The sequence below is a fragment of the Streptococcus infantis genome (assembly GCF_047460405.1).
Lineage (GTDB): Bacteria > Bacillota > Bacilli > Lactobacillales > Streptococcaceae > Streptococcus > Streptococcus infantis_Q.
On record NZ_JASHGH010000003.1, the window covers coordinates 18,356 to 40,395 of the forward strand.

Below are 22,040 nucleotides of genomic sequence, written 5' to 3' on the forward strand. Positions count from 1 at the left end.
TGACCTACTTATTTTTCGTCATACCAAGAGTAGTGGAATGTTCCTTCTTTGTCTTTACGTTGGTAAGTGTGGGCACCAAAGTAGTCACGTTGTGCTTGGATCAAGTTCGCTGGAAGGTCAGCTGAACGGTAGCTGTCAAAGTAAGTGATAGCTGCTGAGAATGTTGGTACTGGTACACCAGCTTGAACAGCAAGAGCTACGATATCACGAACTGATTGTTGGTACTTAGCAGTTACGTCCAAGAAGTACTCATCCAAAAGAAGGTTAGCAAGATCTGCATCACGGTTGTAAGCATCTGTAATCTTTTGCAAGAAACGTGAACGGATGATACATCCATCGCGCCAAATAGAAGCGATATCTGCAAATGGCAAGTTCCAGTTGTTTTCTTTAGAAGCTACACGCAATTGCGCAAAACCTTGTGCATATGAGATGATTTTTGAGAAGTAAAGGGCTTGACGGATTTTTTCAATCAATTCAGCCTTATCGCCTTCAAATTTGAAAGCGGCTGGTTTTGGAAGCACCTTGCTTGCATGAACACGTTCTTCTTTGTAAGTTGAGATGTAACGTGCAAATACTGACTCAGTAATGAGTGACAATGGCACACCAAGATCAAGAGCTGATTGACTAGTCCATTTACCAGTTCCCTTGTTTCCTGCAGCATCCAAGATGTAGTCTACGATTGGTCCATCTTGACCTTCATCGTCTTTGCGTCCAAGGATATCAGCTGTAATTTCAATCAAGTAGCTGTCCAATTCACCCTTGTTCCACTCAGTAAAGATTTCAGCCATGTCTTCTGCAGAAAGGCCAAGCAAGTGTTGCATAAGATCGTAGCTTTCTGCGATCAATTGCATATCACCGTACTCGATCCCATTGTGGACCATTTTTACATAGTGACCAGCTCCATCAGGACCGATGTAAGTTACACATGGTTTTCCATCTTCTGGTGCTTTAGCAGAGATTTCTTCAAGAACATCTGCTACCAAGTCATAAGCTTCTTTTTGTCCACCAGGCATAATAGAAGGACCTTCAAGGGCACCTTTTTCTCCACCAGAAACACCTGTACCGATAAAGTTGATACCTGAGTTTGCCAATTCTTCATTACGACGGATGGTATCTTTGTAGAAAGTATTCCCTCCATCAATCAAGATATCACCTTTATCCAAGTGTGGAAGAAGGGCTTGAATGGTCGCATCTGTACCAGGTCCTGCTTGAACCATAAGCATGATACGACGTGGTTTTTCAATTGAGTTTACGAAACTTTCGATATCATAGCTTGGCACGAAGTTTTTATCAGGGTGGCAAGCAATCACATCTTCAGTTTTTTCTTTACTACGGTTATAAATAGCAACTGTATAACCACGGGATTCAATATTAAGGGCAAGGTTACGACCCATTACGGCCATACCAACAACACCAAAGTTAGCTTTTGTCATGTGACACTCCTCTTGTTTAATATGTTTTATTTTATCATGTTTATCTGTGAAAAGAAAGAATTTTGTAACAATTTGACTAGTAGTCTAAATCATCCGCATGTCCAGAACCATTCCCTACAAAGTAACCTGTCTTACAATTAAGGGTAAAGAGATAGGTTCCATCTGGTTTATAAAGATTATAGTAGCCATTGCCATTAACAACATTCACAGGTTCCAAAATGTATTGGTTACCCGTAATGTAGCCACGCGCACGTGAGGTCGCAAGGATTTGCTCCAGAACACCATCCGTAAATTCCCAAGCAGGATTACTGCTATCATTAATAGCTGATTGGTTATAAGGAACACGACTAACACCTCTTTGTAGATTGACGCCATCACTTGATAATCCACTATCAAGGATATTGTTAGCCGAAGCAGATTCACCAGTGGAAGTTGATGGACTAGTGGAGTTGCTAGCATTACTTTCAGTTGCTGAGTTTGACTCTGTTTGGCTTGATGAACTTGATTGACTACTGCTTGAGCTTGTAGAACTTGAAAGTTGACTCTTACCGAGACTAATGGCCTTATCTAGCAGTTTATCAATTTCAGTATTCCCAGTCTTAACTTCGGTAAATTTAGCATCTGCCTTTACTTTAGCATTTGTATTTAGAACACCATCTGTGATAGCTGGTGTTTCAAATTGAGCATTAACATCTTGTACCGCTTTGATTTGTGTTTCAAGGCTATCGTATTTTGATTTGGCAAGAGTATGCTCACTAGCTCCCTCAAGTTTATCTAAAAGTTCTTTGAGCTGATTCAGTTGACTAAACTGACTATTTTTTAGGGCAGTTTTATTCTCATCAGTATAAAAAGTATCATAAAGACTGTTAAATTGATTGAGAATTGTTTGATTGCTTACCAAACCTGCATCAGATGACTGAGACTGAATTTCTTGAGAAGAACGAGTAATCTGACGATAAACGTAGTAGCTACCCCCAATAATCAAGACAATAATCGCTAAAAGAGTTGACAAGATGACCCACAGCTTTTTGTTTTGTGGCTCATCTTCTGCTTGAGCAGAGCGAGATAAGGATTGATATTCCTCTTGCAAAGCATCATCATCCTCGACCACAAGGGGCTCAGTTACAGGTTCCACTAGGTTTTTATCCATAAGTAAGGTTTCTTCAAGGGGTGGAAGGAGAAATTCTTCCATTACTACTTCCTCTTCTTCAGCATCAATCTCTAAGTCAGGGACTTCTTCTACTGGTTCAACCTCTTCATCAATTGTTTCTTTGGCGTCTTGAAGCAAATCATCTAGACTTCGAAGTTCCTCTTTCTTCGCCTGAATGTTAGTAAATTTATCAGCTTCGATTTCTTCACGGTGTTGTTTAATGTATTTGTCCAAAATCGTATCATCAGGAGTTACTCCTGCTTCGATTTCTTCATTTTTTCGAATAACCTGTCCAACTGTCAGATCCTTAGCTTCTTCAAAATCAAACTGAGGCTCCTGAAAGGTTTTCTCAGGTTCTAACAACTCTTCTTTTTTATCCTTTGGATCCATGGCAACTCCTTTCTAATCTGTCAAATTTCTTTTGACACGTTGACCAAAATATTGATATAAATCAACTTTCAAAGTACCATTGTAGAGTTTTCGTTTTTTGTCCGCCTGACTACCATATTTGCTTTCAAAGGCTTCGTCACTAGTCAGGATAAACTTACTCCACGTCTTGAGAGGCTCAAAAACCTCACCCATTTCAGCATAGAGCTTGGTAACCCCTGCATCATCTGACAAGCGTTCACCATAAGGCGGGTTAGAGATAATCACCCCATTAATCTTATCCGTACGCAAATCCTGTACGCGCATCTGTTTAAAGAGAATATCTCCAGATACTCCTGCTGCCTGGGCATTGGCCTTGGCAATTTCTACCATACGACCATCAATATCACAGCCCATAATATCCAGTTCAATCTCTCGATCTATCTGCTTACTAGCTTCAGTTCTGACTTCTTGAATCAAACGGTCACTGACCCAGTTCCATTCTTCAAAGGCAAAGGAACGACGTAAACCAGGCGCCATCTTGCGCGCAATCATAGCCGCCTCAATACAAAAAGTTCCCGAACCACAAGTTGGATCAATCAAAGGCTTATCAGGGTACCAGTTAGAAAGTTGCAAAATCGCAGCTGCCATATTTTCTTTGATCGGAGCTCCACCTTTTTCAGTACGGTAACCACGTTTAAAGAGACTTGGCCCAGTTGTATCAATCATAACAGTCGCTACATCTTTCAAAATGGAAACTTCAATCTTGAACTCTGGACCATTTTCCATGAGAGGAACGCCCTCTGGTCGTGCATAATGTTTTTGTAATTTCTTAACAACTGCCTTCTTAGAAATCGCCTGCACACTTGGCTCATTGTGTAATTTTGATTTGACACACTTAGCCTTTGCAATTGGGAAACGTGCTCCAAGTGAGAGATAGTTCTCCCAATCTAGAGCAAAAACACCTTGGAAGAGTTCTTCAAATGTTTTTGCAGGAAAAGTTCCCACGACGATTTTGATTCTATCCGCAGCTCTTAGCCACAAGTTTGTTTGGATGATTGCTTTCACATCACCTTGAAAACGGACACGACCGTTTTCAACCTGACAATCGTAGCCCAAATCTCTTACTTCACGCCCAACTACAGCTTCCAAACCCGCCGCAGCAGTCGCAATTAAATTAAATGTTGTTTTCATTTCAGTCTTTTATAGACCTTTCTTTATTCACTTTAAAAAATGAGGTTGAGAATATATCTCAGCCCCAACCTATATGCAATTTTCTATAAGCCATGTTTTGTTCCAGAAGTGACTAGGACCACTTCCTTCGATAATCATCTGTCTACCACTAGCAGCTCTAGCTGATAGCAGTCAGAGTACTACGTTCGTTTCCGCGCACTCCATGCCCCGACCAAAATTTGGGTTGCTAGCTTGAGGGGTTTACCGCGTTCCACTCTCTCCGTTTCCAGAGAGACTCCGTCACTGTGGCACTTTCAAGCCTACTCTGACCTATCAAAAGACTTAGCCATTTCAACTGCCGTAACGATTTCTCGTCCCTAGGCTTATGGTTTCGCCTAGCACAAACACTACAGGCATCACAGCCTGTGCTAGCATGGACTTTCCTCATGAAAAGAAATTCTCTTCACGCGATTATCCAAAAATTGCACAACAAAATCATTCTTAGAAATCAGAATTATCCAAGATTTGTTTACCAAATACTTCTTTTTCAAGACGATTCAAACGTTTCAAAATATCAAAGTTTGTCATAGAAGTCGTACTTCCATGATCTGCTGATTCAGAAGTTGCTGGTGCCACTTGAGGTTTTTTCGCCAATTCTTCTTTGAGCTCCGCGATTTCTGAACGCAATGATTTTACTAATGCTGCATAAGTTTCATAATCCTTGATGACATCATCCAAGAATTCATCAACCTCTGCTTTACTATATCCACGTACTTCTCTTCCAAAATCCTGCTCAAAAATATCTTTTGCTGTAAAAATAATACTTGCCATGTCTCTCTCCATTCTCAGTTGCTAGTATTATTATATAAAAAAAGGCAAACAAAAAGCAAGGTCAAAGGCTCAATTTTCGGAAAAATTTTCAGCTACTTCGTTTAATTCCTCAAATGTTAATCTTTTTGTAATATAGTTGTCTTTCTTTTTCATCAGTTCGTAAAAATACTTCAGTTTTGTTTCATTTTCTTCATCATAAAAAAGATAGGCTCCATCTGTATTTTCAAGTAAGAAAAGTTGATAGTCTCGTAATTGACCCTTGTGTTCATAGTTCGGATAGGCGTATTTTACAAAATCAACTTGTTTAAATTCACTCAGTTTGACCTGATTCCCCTCATTCCAGTTTGCCCCATGAGTTTCGAAATCAAAGATAGTCGCAAGTTGGAAACCAAAGTCATCTTTCATATCTCTGGCCACCTCTAAAACCCAGTGTTCAAATCCCAGAGTTCCCGTAAACACCAACCATTTCAACCCTTCATCTGCTAGTTTTTCTAAATCTCTACGAATGGCTTTTTTAATAATTTTTAAACGAATATCTTTGTCATTAAACAATCCTAAATCAAAGCTAGAATAGCCTAAAACCAAGGCTGTATGCATTTTTTCACCCTTTCTGTTCACTTTTATGGTATAATAGAGTGATGTTATTGTACCAATAAGGAGAATTATGGTCAACTATCCTCATAAACTTTCATCGAAAAAAAAACAAGAAGTCACCTCACAAACTAAAAATTTCGCAAATCGTGGGATGACCTTTGAAAAGATGATCAATGCTACAAACGAGTATTATCTGACACACGGTTTGGCTGTTATCCACAAAAAACCAACTCCTGTTCAGATTGTCCGCGTAGACTATCCTCAGCGTAGTCGGGCTAAGATTGTTGAAGCTTATTTTAGACAAGCATCAACTACCGATTATTCTGGAGTTTATGAAGGGTTTTACATCGATTTCGAAGCCAAGGAAACCAAGCAAAAACATGCGATTCCGATGAAGAATTTCCATCCTCATCAGATTCGGCATATGGAACAAGTCCTTGAACAAAAAGGGATTTGCTTTGTCCTTCTTCATTTTTCTTCTTATCAAGAAACGTATTTATTGCCGGCACTTGACCTCATCCGTTTTTATCATCAGGATATGGGTAAAAAGTCAATGCCGCTTGACTATATCAAAGAATTCGGTTATGTGATTGAGCAGTCTGCTTTTCCACAAATTCCTTACCTTGATACAGTCAAACAACATTTACTAGGTGGTAAAACAATATGAACAAACAAACTATCTTGCGCATCGTTAAATACCTCAGCATTGTTACGATTAGCTTATTTATCGTAGCTTTCCTACTTGGCGGTGGTGTATTTCTTCACTATGCAAACAAGGCTCCTGAACTCTCTGAAAGCAAACTTGTTGCAACTACATCAAGTAAAATTTATGATAGCAAAAATGAACTCATCGCAGATTTAGGTGCTGAACGTCGTGTCAATGCTCAAAGTAGTGACATTCCTACTGATCTTGTCAATGCGATTGTCTCTATCGAGGATCATCGCTTCTTTAACCACAGAGGAATTGATAGCATTCGAATAGCAGGAGCTTTCCTACGTAACCTCAGTAGTAATGGTGGTCTTCAAGGGGGATCAACCTTGACCCAGCAGTTAATTAAGCTGACTTATTTTTCAACATCAACAGCTGATCAAACCCTATCCCGTAAAGTTCAAGAGGCTTGGTTGGCTATCCAGCTAGAGCGAACTGCAACTAAGCAAGAAATCTTGACCTATTACGTCAATAAGGTCTACATGTCAAATGGTAACTATGGTATGCAGACAGCTGCGGAAAACTATTATGGTAAGGACCTCAAAGACTTGTCCATCCCACAACTTGCACTCTTAGCAGGTATGCCACAGGCTCCAAACCAATACGATCCCTATTCTCATCCCGAAGCAGCCCTTGAAAGACGAAACCTCGTTTTGTCAGAAATGCAAAAGCAGGGCTACCTTACCGCCGAGCAATATGAAACAGCAATCAATACCCCAATCACAGATGGACTTCAAAGTCTAAAATCTGTTAATAGCTATCCACAGTACATGGATAACTATCTTAAAGAAGTTATTGACCAAGTAGAGCAAGAGACAGGTTATAATCTATTAACAACAGGTATGGAAGTCTATACAAACGTCGACCAAGAGGTACAAAAACGCCTTTGGGATGTTTACAATACAGACGAATATGTTGACTATCCAGATGATGACCTTCAAGCTGCTTCTACTATCGTTGATGTTACAAATGGTAAAGTCATCGCTCAACTTGGTTCTAGACACCAATCAAGTAATGTTTCATTCGGTATCAACCAAGCCGTCGAAACAAACCGTGACTGGGGTTCTACTATGAAACCTATCACAGACTACGCTCCTGCACTTGAGTACGGAATCTTCGACTCTACTGCAGCAACGATTAATGATGCCCCTTATAACTATCCTGGAACAGACATTCCTGTCTATAACTGGGATAAGACCTACTTTGGAAATATCACTCTCCAGTACGCAATTCAACAATCTCGTAACGTACCAGCCGTTAAAACACTTGAAAAAGTTGGATTAGACCATGCTAAGACCTTCTTAAATGGTTTAGGAATTGATTACCCATCAATGGTATACGCAAATGCTATCTCAAGTAATACAGTTGAATCTCATAAACAGTACGGAGCAAGTAGTGAAAAAATGGCTGCTGCCTATGCTGCCTTTGCTAACGGCGGTATCTATCACAAACCAATGTATATCAATAAAGTTGTCTTTAGTGATGGCAGTTCAAAAGAGTTTTCAGACCAAGGTACTCGCGCCATGAAGGAAACAACCGCCTACATGATGACAGAAATGATGAAAACCGTATTAACTTACGGAACTGGTCGTGGAGCCTACATGTCATGGCTTCCACAAGCTGGTAAAACTGGTACTTCAAACTATACAGACGATGAAATTGAGAACTACATTAAGAACACTGGGTATGTTGCTCCAGATGAAATGTTCGTAGGATATACCCGTAAGTATTCAATGGCCGTTTGGACTGGTTACTCAAACCGTCTTACTCCAATCGTAGGAGATGGATTTAGAGTCGCTGCAAATATCTACCGCTCAATGATGGGATATCTGTCAGAGGATGATCATCCTGGTGATTGGACAATGCCTGAAGGTTTGTATCGTAACGGAGAATACGTCTTTAAGAACGGTGCTCGTAACAACTGGATTCCACAGTCAACTCAAGCAAGTTCGACAACAGAGAGCTCAAGTTCAAGTACAACTTCAACAACTGAAAGTCCAATCTCTTCGAATGATAATACGAATGGCACTACCAATCCAAATGCCTCAGTACCAAACACAACTACAAATAGTCAACAACAAAATCCAGCCCCACAAAATACACAAGGGCAGCAATAAAATATAAAAAACTGAGGATTTATTCTCAGTTTTTTGTATGCAGTTTTTTATGGTGGAATCTTAATTTCTACCAGGTCAAACTTTTTAAAAATATGTAGAGAAACAACTGAACAGGTTAATATCTCAATCGCAACCTTATCCCAAACACAAGTTAAATAGTCGGGAAAACTGTTTAAAATTATAGATAAAAGATATCTTACTTTTATGTAATACTGGAGCGTGACTTAGAATGTCTGTTCTACTACTTCAATGCAGTGCTTGAACTAATAACCAAAATATCAAACTGATGTCTCAGCAATGATATCAAAAGACCAGACTTTTTGTCCGGCCTCTTTTTTCTTATTTGACATGATTTGCAAGATCTTCTTGCGCTTTTTTATTAGATTCTTCTTTTTCTTTCTTCCATTTATCTTGAGCTTTTTGATATTCATCAGCAGTTACTGGTTTATCTTGAAGTTCAAGGTACTTGTACAAGAGGGCTTCACTCATACCCTTGTTACCTGAGTATGCAAATGGAAGGGTGAATGGTACCATCTTAGACAACATTGGACGTCCAGTTTTAGAAGTTGTTGGAATAATCAATGCACTATCTGTCAACCAAGCTTGGGCTGCAGCATATTTATCATAACGTTTTGAAACGTCAGTGTCTTCATTTCCAGCTTCAACAACCATCTTTTCGTAATCTTCCAAACCAACTTGTTTGGCGGCAGCGTTATTTGTACCTGAATCAAATCCTAGGTAAGTCTTAGTATTTTCACCTACTGATGGTTTGATGATATCAAGGTATGTAGATGGGTCGATGTAGTCCGGAGACCAACCAACGTTATCTGAAAGATCCCAATCTTCCCCAGCAGCTGATTCTGCAAAGTAAGTGACATTGAGAACTTCATCTTTTTGAAGTTGTTGGATATCAATAACGACATTGTCAGTTCCTAATGTTGCTTCAAGCGATTGTTTCAATGATTGAACACGTTGAACTTTTGTAGTATTGGTTTGGTCAACTGGCATATCCAAGTGGATTGGGAATTGAACACCCTCCGCTTGGAGAGCTGTCTTAGCCTTAGCAAACTCTGCTTTTGCTTTTTCAGGATTGTAAAGACCGTCTTGAGCGTCTTCTAGATTAACATCTTTCCACTCATCACCATAGGTCACCAATTTTTCCTTAACTAAGTCACCAAAGTTTTTACCATCTGCTTGAACAAATGTTGGTGGTACGAACAAGTTACGAAGGAGTTTGCTTGCTCCACTTTCTCCATTAACTTGAGAAGCATAAGCTTTTCTATCAAAACCAAAGGCGATGGCTTGACGGAAGTCTTTGTTAAGAAGAGCTTTCTTAGTTGAAGTCTTTTGCTCGTCTGTAGTCTTAGAAGTATATTTGTAAGACTGACGGTCAATATTCGTACCGACTAAGAAAGTTGTAGAATCTTGTGTTGTATAAACGATGTTATCCTTAAACTCTTTTTCAAGTTCAGAGTAGCTTCCACTTGTTGGGAAGAGAAGGGCCATTGAGAAACCACCATCTTTAAAGGTTTCTGCAAGTTTGTTATTGTCTTGACCATCCCAGAATGAAAGTTTTACTTTATCAATATGAACATTGTCCTTATCCCAGTAGTTTGGATTCTTTTCAAATTCTACTGAAGATTTTGCTACCAATGATTTCAACAAGAAAGGACCGTTGTAAAGAATACTGCTTGGATCTGTTGCTTTAGCAAAGTCACTTCCTTTAGAAGTAAGGAATTCTTCATTGACTGGTGCAAGAATTCCCATGGTTGTCTTAGAGTTCCAGAAGCTTTCTGGTTTGTTCAAAGTGTATTGAACTGTTTGATCATCTACAGCCTTGATTCCAACTTCTGAGAAGTCTTTAACTTCACCTTTTACATAAGCATCCAAACCTTTAATAGATTCTTGAACAAGATAAAGGGCTTCTGACTTATTGTCAGCAGCATACTTAAGACCTGTTACAAAGTCTTGCGCTTTAACTGGTGCATACTCTTCGCCTTCAGAAGTGTACCACTTAGCATCTTTACGGATTGTGTAAGTGTAAGTCAACCCGTCTTTAGACACTGACCAATCTTCTGCCAAAGATGGCACGAAGTTACCGTAGCGGTCATTCTCCATCAAACCGTCAACGACATTACTTGTGATATTAGCAACCGCAGCCTTACCAGTTGTCAGATAGTTGAGACTATCTGGATCTGTTTCATAAACATAAGAAAAAGTTTTCTCACCCTTTGCACTAGAGCCTGAACCTGAACAAGCTGCCAAAACACCAGACGCTAACAGAGTCACCCCTGCTAGGGCCATTACTTTTGAAAATTTCATAATAAACTCCTTTTTGACTTTTTATACATTATAATCCCTTTTCAGCCAAGTGTCAATACAATTTTCAGAATTTTTCAAATTGATTTAAAAACATTTTTATGAGAAACTTTTCTAAAAACCAACTGAGAAAAAGTTCTTTTATTGACAGTTCTCAAACAAATCTTTATGATATAATGAAAAGAGAAAATTGAAAGGAAATACCATGTCAAAAGAAGTTATTGTTGAAAGTTTTGAACTCGATCACACCATTGTTAAAGCACCGTATGTCCGTTTAATCGGAGAAGAAACAGGTCCTAAGGGAGATATCATTTCTAACTTTGATATTCGCTTGGTTCAACCAAATGAGGACTCTATCCCTACTGCTGGACTTCATACTATTGAGCACCTCTTGGCTAAGCTAATCCGTACTCGCATCGACGGTATGATCGATTGTTCACCATTTGGTTGTCGTACAGGGTTCCATATGATTATGTGGGGACGTCATACTAGCGCAGAAATCGCTGCTGTCATCAAGGATTCACTCAAAGAAATCGCTGAAACAACAACTTGGGAAGATGTCCCAGGAACAACCATTGAATCTTGTGGTAACTACAAGGATCATAGCCTATTTTCAGCTAAAGAATGGGCAAAATTGATTCTCCAACAAGGAATCTCAGACGATGCCTTTGAACGTCATGTCATCTAATAATAAAAAAGAAACCAGCTTTTGAACTGGTTCCTTTTTTTATTTTCAAAATCTTGATTTAGGCTTTTTCACGAATGACCAAAACACCATCTTCCATGTCAGCTTCTAGGTGTTTAGCATCAAGGTTATCCAAGTGGAAGTCTGTGACTTTGTCACGGATTTGTTGTTCAATCACACGACGGAGTGGACGAACACCCATGACTTCATCGTAACCTTCTTCAGTCATGTATTCTTTAGCAGCTTCGCTCACTACCAAGTCAATGTCTTTCTTAGAAAGCGTCTTGTTAACTTCAACCAACATAAGGTCTACAATCTTAGAAAGATCTTCTTTGCTCAAGTGTGAGAATTCGATGACAGCATTGAAACGGTTAAGGAATTCTGGACGGAAGTAAGGTTTCAAACGATCCATAAGTTCTGGTTTATCAGCATCTTCTGTCAAGTTAGCTTCGTAACCAAAGCCTGCGTTTGAAGTTGCGATAATCACCGTATTCTTGAAGTTGACAGTGTTACCTTGACCATCTGTCAAACGACCATCGTCCAAAACTTGGAGGAGAAGGGTGATGACTTGAGGGTCAGCCTTTTCAATCTCATCCAAAAGTACGATTGAGTATGGATTGCGACGGACGCGTTCTGTCAAGGTATTGTTGTTGTCATCGTAACCAACATAACCTGCAGTTGTACCAATCAATTTAGATACGGCTGTACGGTCGCTATATTCTGACATGTCCAAACGGATGATGGCATCTTTCGTTCCGAACATATCAAGAGCCAATTGTTTGGCCAACTCAGTCTTACCAACACCAGTAGGACCTACAAAGAGGAAGCTACCGATTGGACGGTTACCTTCATCAAAACCAGCACGGTTACGACGGATAGCTTTTGCTACTGCCTCAACAGCTTTGTCTTGACCGATAACTTTCGTTTGCAAACGGTGACCCATATCTTTCAATCGTTCAATATCGGTTGCACCCATTTGTGATACTGGGATTCCAGTCATCCGTTCGACAGACTCAGCTACATCATTTACAGTGGCTGTAACCTTGTGATCTTCTGTATGATTAGCAATTTGTTTTTCAAGTTCTTCGATACGAATTTTTGCATTAAGGGCTGCTTCGTAATCTTCTTTAGCAGCTGCAGCTTCTTGTTTAGCTTTTTCTTCTTCAATTTCATGTTCCACAGCATGTACATCTGTCACTGGGTGTTGTGCTGCCAAGTGAGCAGCTGTCACATCTACCAAGTCTATAGCCTTATCTGGCAAGCTACGTTGTGGAATATATTGAACAGAATAATCAACAGCCGCTTTCAATACTTCATCTGGCAAGATAACATTGTGGTGTTGTTGATAAAGATCACGGATCCCTTGGAGAATCTTGAAAGTATCTTCAGCAGATGGTACATTAACTTTTACTTCGTTGAAACGACGAGCAAGAGCAGCATTTTTCAAAATAGTGTTGCGATATTCATCTTGAGTTGTTGCTCCAATCACTGTCAATTCACCACGTGAAAGAGCTGGTTTCAAAATATCAGCAAGCCCCTTAGATCCTTGACCATCCCCTGTGCTACCTGCACCAAGGATTTGGTGGATTTCATCGAAGAAGAGGATAATATTTCCAGCTTCTTTAACTTCTTTTACCAAGTTCTGAATATTTTCTTCAAAGCTACCACGGTATTGAGTACCAGCTTCAAGTCCAGAAATATCAATAGAAATAATCTCTTTGTTCTTGATTGCTGCTGGAACATCACCATTCACGATAGCTTGAGCCAAACCTTCAACTACTGCCGTTTTACCAACACCAGCATCCCCGACAAGAACTGGGTTATTCTTTGTACGACGAGAAAGGATTTCAGATGTTTCTTGAATTTCCTTGTTACGTCCAATAACTGGATCTAACTTACCTTCACGGGCTTCAGCAGTTAAGTTACGTCCAAGTTTAGCAAGAATACCGTCTTGTTTCATGGCTTTACCTTGAACATATTGAGCTTGTTCACTTCCTTCGCCTGGAAGTTGACCAGTTTGACGGTAAATAGCGAATTCTTCAGGTGTTACTTCACGGCCGTTAATCAAGTAACGACGGTTTTCTGAACTATATCCACGCATACCACCCATCAATTGGTTAAATAAATCATCCATGTTGTTAAAGTTATTAAAGTTGTTATTCATATTTCATACCTCGTTTGTTTTCAAATTTACTTGTCAAAATAATTTGACTTTCTCTGACCTTTGTTTCAAAAAATTTAGACTAGCTATTTGCTACTCTACGTATAATTTCAGGTTTTTCTTTATCCAATACAGGTTTTTCGATTGGACTTCTAAAAATACTAATGTTAACCATAGGTTGTACCTCTTTTCTAAGTTTTACCCATACTTTGACCTTAAGATAAATTACACAATCACCTTAAAATCAAGGTTTTCTAAGGATTTCCTTATCCTTATGTTCTTAGTATATCACTTTGGTCAGTATTGGTCAAGAGGTTTGACCAACTTTGACCAACTTTTTTTAAAAATTTTTTTATAGCAAAAAACCAGTCAAAATGACTGGTTTCAGATTGAAGACAAAGTCCTTAGAACTCAAGTTTCTAAGGGCTTTTCTTTGTGTAAAGTCGTATAATAGAGGTAAGAAGAGTTGTGAGGTAATCCCTATGTTTCACAAAGAAAAACCTGATTATAATCGTAAGCAATATGGTTTCTATACGATAGATGAATTGGTCCCCAAAGATCACTTTCTTCGACAAGTAGATTCAAAGGTTGATTTTGACTTTATTTATGACTTGGTAGAAGATACCTATAGTCCAGATAATGGTCGTCCTAGTCTTGATCCTGTCATGTTAGTCAAAATTCCTTTGATCAAGTGTTTTTATGGTATCCGTTCCATGCGCCAAACCATTAAAGAGATTGAAGTAAACGTAGCCTATCGTTGGTTTCTCGGACTAACTTTAGATGATAAGGTTCCTCATTTTACTACCTATGGCAAGAATTACAGCCGTCGTTTTCAAGATAAAGAACTCATTTCTGAGATTTTTTCCCAAGTTCTCAACCAAGCTTTGTATGCTGGCTTAATTGATCCTTCTGAAATATTTGTGGATGGTACCCATATCAAAGCGGCAGCTAATAGTCACAAGTATCGTAAGGAAATGGTAGACCAACAAGCTAAATTTATGAGTGAACAATTGGCAGTTGAGATTGATTTAGATCGGAAAAAACACGCAAAAAAGTCCTTAAAGCCCGCAAAAGAAAGTGAGGCAAAAGAAAAGAAAATCTCAACAACAGATCCCGAGTGTGGTTGGTTTCACAAGGGCGAACACAAGGAAGTATTTGCCTATTCTGCTCAAGTTGCTTGCGATAAGCATGGTTGGGCCTTAGCTTATACGGTTGAAGCAGGAAATGTTCATGATAGCCAGGCTTTCCCTGCCTTATTTTCAAAGTTAAAGCCTTTCTCTCCACGCTATATAATTGCGGATTCAGGCTACAAGACCCCAGCTATTGCCCATTATTTATTAGAACGTAACATCATTCCTGTCTTTCCTTATACTCGTCCAAAGGGAGTAAAGGGGAACTTAAGACCTAGTCAGTTTGTTTATGATGCAAGTCATGACTCTTATATTTGTCCAGAGAATCAAGTATTAAGCTATCGCACTACCACTCGAGAAGGCTACCGTGAGTATAAGAGTAATCCCAAAGTATGTGTTGCCTGTCCTTTATTATCCGTTTGTACCCAAAGCCAAAATCATCAAAAAGTAGTAACGAGACATGTCTGGAAAGATGCCCTTGAATTTTGTGAGGAGATTCGTCACCAAAGAGAAATGAAAGAGCTCTATAAGAAGCGCAAAGAAACAATTGAACGGCTTTTTGGGACGGCTAAGGAGTACCATAATTTGAGATACACTAGAGAGAAAGGAAAGTCCAAAATGGAGGATCAGGTTGGGCTTACTTTGGCATGTTTAAATATCAAAAAACTGGTGAAATGGATAGAGAATATCCCTTTTTATTTTGTTCTAAATCCGATTTTTGAATGGAATATCAGATGATGAGACAACATATTTTTGAAAAGAGAAAAAGACAAACGCCAAAAATGACGTTTGTCTTCGTTCTGAAACCAGTCAAAATGACTGGTTTTTGTTTTACTATTTATGATTCTTAGCTCAATGCATCATCCATTGAAAGAACTTCGTGGAAGACACGTTGTGTCAATTCAGTTTTTTGTTCTGGAGTGAGGTACTTAGTATTTACACAGTATCCAGAGATACGTACGATAACGTCTTCACCTGACATGATCTTTTCGTAAACATCGTTCAAGTCCATAACGTTCAAGTTAACGTGTTGTCCACCGTTTTCGAAGTAACCATCAAGGATTGTTACCAAGTTATCAACTTGTTCGTCACGAGTTTTACCAAGAGCGCGAGGTGATACTTGAGTTGTCAACGAGATACCATCAGCTGCATAACCAAAGTCAAGGCTAGCAAGTGAGTTCAAGTTTTGCAACCATCCACCTTTAGCTTTGTTAGATGGGTTAGCACCTGGTGAGAAGAATTCCAATTTAGACAAGTTCACAGAACCATCTTCGTTGAGGTATACACCTTTGTGGACTGGTGAGTTACCAGTTTGTTTAGAGTAAGCAACGTTAGATGTGATTGTCAAAAGTGATACTGTAGCTTCTGCGTCTTTGTAAAGTTTGTGGCTACGTAGACGAGTTGTGTAAGCTTCGATCAACCATTCTGCCAATTCGTTTGAACGTGGGTCATCTTCACCCCAACGTGGGTATTCACCGATTGTTTCGTAATCGTAGATGTAGCCATTTTCGTCACGGATTGGTTTAACTGTAGCATACTTGATAGCTGACAATGTGTCAACAGTGTTAGCGAATCCACAGATACCGAATCCCATGTTAGCACGTTGTTTAGTTGGCAAGAAGGCCATTTGAACAGCTTCGTAGTTGTACTTGTCAGTCATGTAGTGGATGATGTTCAAAGCATCTACGTAAGTGTCAGTCAACCAGTCAAGAGATTTTTCAAAGTTAGCTTTAACTGATTCGAACTCAAGGACTTCGTCACGGATTGGTTCGATATCAAATACTTTGTAGTCTTTATGAACATCGTCGTAACCACCGTTCAAACCAGTAAGAAGGGCTTTCAATACGTTTACGCGAGCACCGAAGTACTGGATGTTGTGACGTTGTTCTTCATTTTCTGGGTCAAGTGGAGATACACAACATGAGATACAGCTCATTTCACCGTATCCATCTTTAGCCATTGTTGTAACACCTTCGTATTGGATTGAAGAGTGTTTGTGGCTCATGTGCATACAGTAGCGACGGAAGTTGTATGGCAATTTGTCAGTCCAAAGAACTGTCAAGTTTGGTTCTGGAGAGTTACCGATATTGTCAAGAGTGTTCAAGAAACGGTAGTCCATCTTAGTAACACGGTGACGACCGTCGTTACCCATACCAGCCATTGAAGTTGTGATGAAGGTTGGGTCACCTGAGTACAATTGGTCGTAAGCTTTTGTACGAGCAAATTTAACTGTACGAAGTTTCATAACGAAATCATCAACAAATTCTTGGATTTCTGATTCAGTAAATGTACCACGAGCAAGGTCACGTTCTGCAAAGATATCCAATACGATTGGTACACGTCCAAGAGATGTAGCCGCACCGTTGATAACACGACAGACAGCCATGAAGGCGATATTAACCCATTGGATTGCTTCTTTAACGTTCATCGCTGGTTTGCGAACGTCAACTCCATAAAGGTCACCCAAGCGAACAACTTGTTGCAATGCTTGGTATTGAAGGTTGATTTCTTCACGAAGACGGATTGTTTCTTCATCGATTTCTTCGATTGAGTTCCAGTCGTTTACTTTTTCTTGCATCAAGTAATCTGCACCGTAAAGAGCAAGACGTGCGTAAACACCGATGATACGTCCACGTGAGTATGCATCTGGAAGACCAGTTACAGTGTGTGCGTGACGAGCGCGACGGATATTTGAAGTGTAAGCACGGAAGATACCGTCATTAACAGTTGTTACGTATTTAGTGAAGATTTCGTGAACAGCTGGATCTGGTTCGTATCCATTTTCTTTCAAAGTAGTTTCAGCCATACGGATACCACCTTTTGGCATGAAGTTCAATTTGAAGAGTTCATCGTTTTGGATACCATAAATCAATTCGTTTTCTTTGTCGATAAATCCAGCAGGAATATCAGCAATAGAAGTTGGACGAGTGTCCATTGGGAAACGAGTTTCTTCGTAGTGTGCTTTAGTTTCTTCTACGATTTTTTTGATGTGGAGTGAACGTTCTGTTGGTCCTGCAAGGAAGCTTTCATCTCCATCATAAGGAGTGTAGTTTGCTTGTACAAAGCGTGATACACTTGCTTTTTCTTTCCAGTCAACACCTTTAAAGCCTTCCCAAGCTTTGTCAAAAATGTCCTGTGCTTCAACAACTGTCTTAACAACCATGTTAATTCCTCTTTTTTCTTTCTAGTAACAGCCATCTGTTACATTCATGTATTCAGTATAACACACAGTAAACGATTTCAACAACTAAAAACTCACTTTTTTAATACTTTCTTTTCTAATACAGTTCAAAATATATCACAAACTGTATTATATTTTTGAAAGAGGTTATTTGATTTTCATTTTTTCAGAAAAAGAGTATAATAAAATTAAACAAACTAGCACTGAGAGGTTTCTCCATGTTGATTTTTCCACTAATGAATGATTTATCTCGTAAAATCATCCATATTGACATGGATGCCTTTTTTGCTGCTGTTGAAATTCGAGACAATCCCAAACTTAAAGGGAAGCCAGTTGTGATTGGTAGTGATCCTAGAAAAACTGGTGGTCGAGGAGTTGTTTCTACCTGTAGTTATGAAGCGCGAGTCTTTGGCATCCACTCAGCTATGAGTTCTAAAGAAGCCTATGAACGTTGCCCTCAAGCTGTTTTCATTTCTGGAAACTACGAAAAATATACTGCTGTCGGTCAACAGATTAGAGCTATTTTCAAACGTTATACGGATAATATCGAGCCTATGAGTATCGATGAAGCTTATCTAGACGTGACTGAAAACAAACTCGGTATCAAGTCAGCTGTTAAAATCGCTCGACTAATTCAACAAGATATTTGGCAAGAACTTCATCTGACCGCTTCTGCTGGTGTGTCTTATAATAAATTCTTAGCTAAAATAGCCAGCGATTACCAAAAACCTCGAGGTCTGACAATTATTCTCCCTGATGAAGCTGAAGATTTTCTCAAACAAATGGATATCGCTAAATTCCACGGTGTAGGTAAGAAAACAGTTGAGAAATTGCATCAAATGGGGGTATTTACAGGTGCTGATCTTTTAAATATTTCTGAAATTAGTCTCATTGATCGTTTTGGTCGACTCGGTTTTGACCTGTATCGCAAGGCTCGTGGAATTGATAATTCTCCCGTCAAATCCAATCGCATTCGTAAATCTATTGGAAAAGAAAAAACTTATAGTAAAATTCTCAATCTAGAAGAGGATATCAAAAAAGAGCTAACTCTCCTTTCGGAAAGAGTTGCCCTGAGTCTTCAAAAACATGAAAAATCTGGAAAGATTATTATTTTAAAAATCCGCTATGCTGACTTCTCTACAATGACTAAGCGGAAAAGCTTATCTCAAAAGATCCAAGATGCTGAAACTATTTCACGAATGGCTATCCAACTTTACGAATCTCTGACAGATAAAGATAAAGACGTTCGCTTATTGGGTGTCACTGTGACTGGATTTTAAAACCTTGAAGGAAGCTTCCCTCAAGGTTTTTTTCTTATACAAATAATCGAATAAAGCTATAAAGTAGCAAGACACTACCAAGGACAATACGGTATTTACCAAACATCGTAAAGTCGTGTTTTTTAACATAGCTGGTCAAGAAACGAATGGCAACCATGCTGACTGCAAAAGCTACTACCATGGCTACTAAGAGCAAGAAGAATTGACCAAAACTCAAAATTTCTCCTGCCTTGATGAATTTAAAAATCTTCAAAGCACTGGCTCCAAACATAACTGGAATTCCTAGGTAGAAGGTAAACTCAGTTACTACTGAACGACTAGTTCCATTTAACAAACCACCAACGATAGTCGCACCGGAACGGCTAGTCCCTGGTAAAAGGGCCAAGACTTGGAAAAGTCCGATATAGAGGGCCGTTTTATAAGGCAACTTGTCTAGCTCTGTGACTGTTGGCTCAATTGCTTGCGCTTTGTTGCGTTTTTCAAGATAAATAAAGGCAACCCCATAAACAATCAACATAATGGCTACTGAAACCATATTATGGAAGTGAGTATCAAACCAATCATCAAACTTAAAGACTAAAAGAAGAGGAAGAGTCGCTACAAAAACTTTGGACCATAACTGCCAAGTTCTACGGATTTCCACTTTATCCTTACCAGGTTTGAAGGGATTAAGCTTGTTAAAGTAGATAACCATAACCGCTAAAATAGCTCCGAGTTGAATAACTACGTTAAACATAGACATGAAGGCTTCATTTTGATCTTTATACTGGATAAACTCTTCTGCTAAAATCAAGTGACCAGTACTTGAAATCGGCAACCATTCCGTAATTCCTTCAACGATCCCAAAAAAGATAGATTTTAAAATTTCAATAAGATACATAGATAACTCCTTTTTCTATCCTCCATTATATCATACTTTTATAAGCTGTGTTGAGTTTTCTTTAAAAGGCACCGATGCTGCCACCGCCACCGCCTCCAGAGAATCCACCACCAGAACTTCCACTACTAGAAGATACTGAGTAAGTACTTGCTGTATTTGCAACACTGGCATAATGGCTCATTTGCGCTGTTGAATGATAAAACATGTTATGCCAGCCATAAGCTACATAGAGATTGATATCTGGATTTTCAACTTGGATCTGGTGAACCTTCATCAAATGGCTCACCTTGTCAGCACAGCCAAACAAGGTTGCATACACCAGTAGGCGATTCCAGACTACAATACTTTCCAATTCAGCCTGATCCAATCGTGCAATCTCCCGCAACATATTTTCAAAGCTCGTCCAAAGATAATAGACCTCTGCTCCTGCTTCATTTAGAACACCATCACGATTATCTAGTCGAAGCTTCCAATAGTAGAAAGCAGCCAAAACTAAACCTATTAAGCCAAGTATTGGCAAGGGGAGGTAGAGATAGCCATGAACGTCCAAACTGTACAAGAACAAACCAAATCCGATGATTAGTGGGAAAATAGTAGAAACACCCATACTCACTTGCAAGACCTTTTCCCCGCTAGTCAAGGGACGATAATAAGCTGGTAGCCCCAAGAAAGAGACTCGGTCCTTCACCCCTTCTTGCATCTCTTTCAATGCTCTTTCAAAAGAATATTTGAGCTTACGGCCTTTTGTTTGAATCCGTTTTTCATCAGTAGCTTTCGCTCCACGATAAAGGCTCTCAGATACCTTATAATCTGCAAACAAATCGGAAACAGCAACGTCTTTTTTACCTGAAAAGGCCAGATTTAGACAGGTCCTCTCAAAGTTTGCCAAGCCATCTTCTTTTACCAACCTTAAAGTAACTGCATCTCCTTCTGAAATAATAGAGACATTACCACGGTCGATTACATCTAGTAAGGTAGCCTGAATAAGCTGGTTGAAGGTGAATTTGCCTGCTCCTTTGATTAGAGGGCTTACTTCCTCCAAGGAGGTCGAGTAAACAGCTTCAGATAAAACCATAGGCTCTAATTCCATCGGCGGTTCATAGAGACGATGATTTTTGGCATATTTGACTGAAGGAGTGGTTTTTCTTCTATAAATAAAATAGAAGCAGATACTCAATAACAAGGAGATGGAAAGTATTGAAGGAAACACCCAAGTAACGAGTTGTTTACTCTGCTCTTTTTCTCTAACAATCGAGTCTTCTATCTTATTAAACTCTTCTAAACGATTCCCTTTTAAGCCCTGATCCATAGCGCTAGCAAAATCGGTTCGAGGCCAGTAGGCATGCAACTCAACTCCGCGCTTAGACGGAAGATTGTCTAAGCGAATAGTATAGTCATGACCACTCTGTTCAATCCTTCCCTCTCTATAAAGTTGACCTGTGTGGAAAAAGAGTTTTTCAGCCCCCTTCTCTCCGCTTACATGAAACTCAAACTTTTCAATAGATTCTGAACTGTCTGTTAAGGGTTGCCAATTTAATTCAGCGATATCATTATACAAGAAAAGAAGGTTTTTCAATTGCCAGGTAAGTTCCACTTCGACCCTGTCCCCTTCCTGACCTGGATTATAGACTTTAACAGTATAACCATTCGTTTCTTCTGTCACTTCGCTAGTAACATCTGTCAGTTCAGCACCATTTTTCGAGGCCTCAACCTTTGGATGAGGATCAATTTCAAACCCGCTAGGCATCTTGCCTGCACGACCAAGTCCCACGATTTGGCCATTAAAATCATCCTCAAACTGGTAAACTATCTTCTGCCTAAATTCCGCTGTATTGTCTGCATGAATATACAGTTCTCCTTTATAGGATGGAATGCTGAAATCCACGGCAAAAACCAATTTTGGAACAATTATCAGACAAGTAAATATAAGTACTATTAACCATCTTTTTTTCATAATATAGCCTCTTTTGACCTTTTTCTCATTATATCATTTTTTTCCAAGTAAGGGTTTACTAGGATTGAAAAACTTGC

15 protein-coding genes and 1 other RNA gene are annotated in these 22,040 nt (G+C 39.3%); 5 read left to right on the forward strand and 11 right to left on the reverse strand.

The window, feature by feature from the left end; all coding sequences use genetic code 11:
- Positions 1-8: 8 nt before the first annotated feature.
- From gndA to QM928_RS01860, 6 genes are all read right to left on the reverse strand, one after another.
- Positions 9-1,433, reverse strand: coding sequence for an NADP-dependent phosphogluconate dehydrogenase (gndA, locus tag QM928_RS01835; protein WP_003017375.1), 1,425 nt, complete (start codon positions 1,431-1,433; stop codon positions 9-11).
- A 76-nt stretch (positions 1,434-1,509) separates the two neighbouring features.
- The gene (gene mapZ, locus QM928_RS01840; RefSeq protein ID WP_414294436.1) at positions 1,510-2,973 is read right to left on the reverse strand and encodes a cell division site-positioning protein MapZ; all 1,464 of its coding nucleotides are present in this window, start codon (positions 2,971-2,973) and stop codon (positions 1,510-1,512) included.
- A gap of 12 nt (positions 2,974-2,985) precedes the next feature.
- Positions 2,986-4,143 (reverse strand): THUMP domain-containing class I SAM-dependent RNA methyltransferase, encoded by a 1,158-nt coding sequence (locus tag QM928_RS01845; protein WP_414294437.1) that lies wholly within the window; start codon positions 4,141-4,143, stop codon positions 2,986-2,988.
- Positions 4,144-4,224: 81 nt separating this feature from the next.
- Positions 4,225-4,605, reverse strand: an RNA gene (gene rnpB, locus QM928_RS01850) — RNase P RNA component class B.
- A gap of 18 nt (positions 4,606-4,623) precedes the next feature.
- Positions 4,624-4,953 (reverse strand): cell division regulator GpsB, encoded by a 330-nt coding sequence (gene gpsB, locus QM928_RS01855; protein ID WP_311522587.1) that lies wholly within the window; start codon positions 4,951-4,953, stop codon positions 4,624-4,626.
- 69 nt (positions 4,954-5,022) lie between these two features.
- Positions 5,023-5,550 carry a DUF1273 domain-containing protein gene (locus tag QM928_RS01860; RefSeq protein ID WP_414294438.1) on the reverse strand — a complete coding sequence of 176 codons (528 nt, stop codon included), beginning with the start codon at positions 5,548-5,550 and terminating at the stop codon, positions 5,023-5,025.
- Between the two features lie 67 nt (positions 5,551-5,617).
- On the opposite strand from QM928_RS01860, the gene recU reads away from it, so the two are divergent.
- Complete coding sequence (gene recU / locus QM928_RS01865; protein WP_414273236.1) at positions 5,618-6,214, forward strand: Holliday junction resolvase RecU; 597 nt, start codon at positions 5,618-5,620, stop codon at positions 6,212-6,214.
- Positions 6,211-8,373 (forward strand): penicillin-binding protein PBP1A, encoded by a 2,163-nt coding sequence (gene pbp1a, locus QM928_RS01870; RefSeq protein WP_414273237.1) that lies wholly within the window; start codon positions 6,211-6,213, stop codon positions 8,371-8,373. Before recU ends, pbp1a begins: the two co-directional genes overlap by 4 nt.
- Before the next feature lie 339 nt (positions 8,374-8,712).
- Here pbp1a and QM928_RS01875 read toward each other — a convergent pair whose 3' ends face one another.
- Positions 8,713-10,695, reverse strand: a complete 1,983-nt coding sequence (locus QM928_RS01875; protein ID WP_371608133.1) for a peptide ABC transporter substrate-binding protein — start codon at positions 10,693-10,695, stop codon at positions 8,713-8,715.
- Positions 10,696-10,897: 202 nt separating this feature from the next.
- Between QM928_RS01875 and QM928_RS01880 the strand changes: the two genes are divergently transcribed.
- Complete coding sequence (locus tag QM928_RS01880) at positions 10,898-11,380, forward strand: S-ribosylhomocysteine lyase (protein WP_006151868.1); 483 nt, start codon at positions 10,898-10,900, stop codon at positions 11,378-11,380.
- A gap of 58 nt (positions 11,381-11,438) precedes the next feature.
- On the opposite strand, the gene QM928_RS01885 is transcribed toward QM928_RS01880, so the two are convergent.
- Positions 11,439-13,541 (reverse strand): AAA family ATPase, encoded by a 2,103-nt coding sequence (locus QM928_RS01885; RefSeq protein ID WP_414294439.1) that lies wholly within the window; start codon positions 13,539-13,541, stop codon positions 11,439-11,441.
- Positions 13,542-14,020: 479 nt separating this feature from the next.
- Here QM928_RS01885 and QM928_RS01890 point away from each other — a divergent pair, with 479 nt between their 5' ends.
- On the forward strand, positions 14,021-15,406 hold the full coding sequence (locus QM928_RS01890; RefSeq protein ID WP_414294440.1) for an IS1182 family transposase: 1,386 nt from the start codon (positions 14,021-14,023) through the stop codon (positions 15,404-15,406).
- A 109-nt stretch (positions 15,407-15,515) separates the two neighbouring features.
- On the opposite strand, the gene pflB is transcribed toward QM928_RS01890, so the two are convergent.
- The gene (gene pflB / locus QM928_RS01895) at positions 15,516-17,831 is read right to left on the reverse strand and encodes a formate C-acetyltransferase (RefSeq protein WP_049527379.1); all 2,316 of its coding nucleotides are present in this window, start codon (positions 17,829-17,831) and stop codon (positions 15,516-15,518) included.
- A 236-nt stretch (positions 17,832-18,067) separates the two neighbouring features.
- Here pflB and dinB point away from each other — a divergent pair, with 236 nt between their 5' ends.
- Complete coding sequence (gene dinB, locus QM928_RS01900; RefSeq protein ID WP_414294441.1) at positions 18,068-19,129, forward strand: DNA polymerase IV; 1,062 nt, start codon at positions 18,068-18,070, stop codon at positions 19,127-19,129.
- A 34-nt stretch (positions 19,130-19,163) separates the two neighbouring features.
- Here dinB and QM928_RS01905 read toward each other — a convergent pair whose 3' ends face one another.
- Both QM928_RS01905 and QM928_RS01910 read right to left on the reverse strand, forming a co-directional pair.
- The gene (locus QM928_RS01905) at positions 19,164-20,009 is read right to left on the reverse strand and encodes an undecaprenyl-diphosphate phosphatase (RefSeq protein ID WP_414294442.1); all 846 of its coding nucleotides are present in this window, start codon (positions 20,007-20,009) and stop codon (positions 19,164-19,166) included.
- Between the two features lie 61 nt (positions 20,010-20,070).
- Complete coding sequence (locus QM928_RS01910) at positions 20,071-21,963, reverse strand: DUF2207 family protein (protein ID WP_414294443.1); 1,893 nt, start codon at positions 21,961-21,963, stop codon at positions 20,071-20,073.
- Positions 21,964-22,040 lie beyond the last annotated feature (77 nt).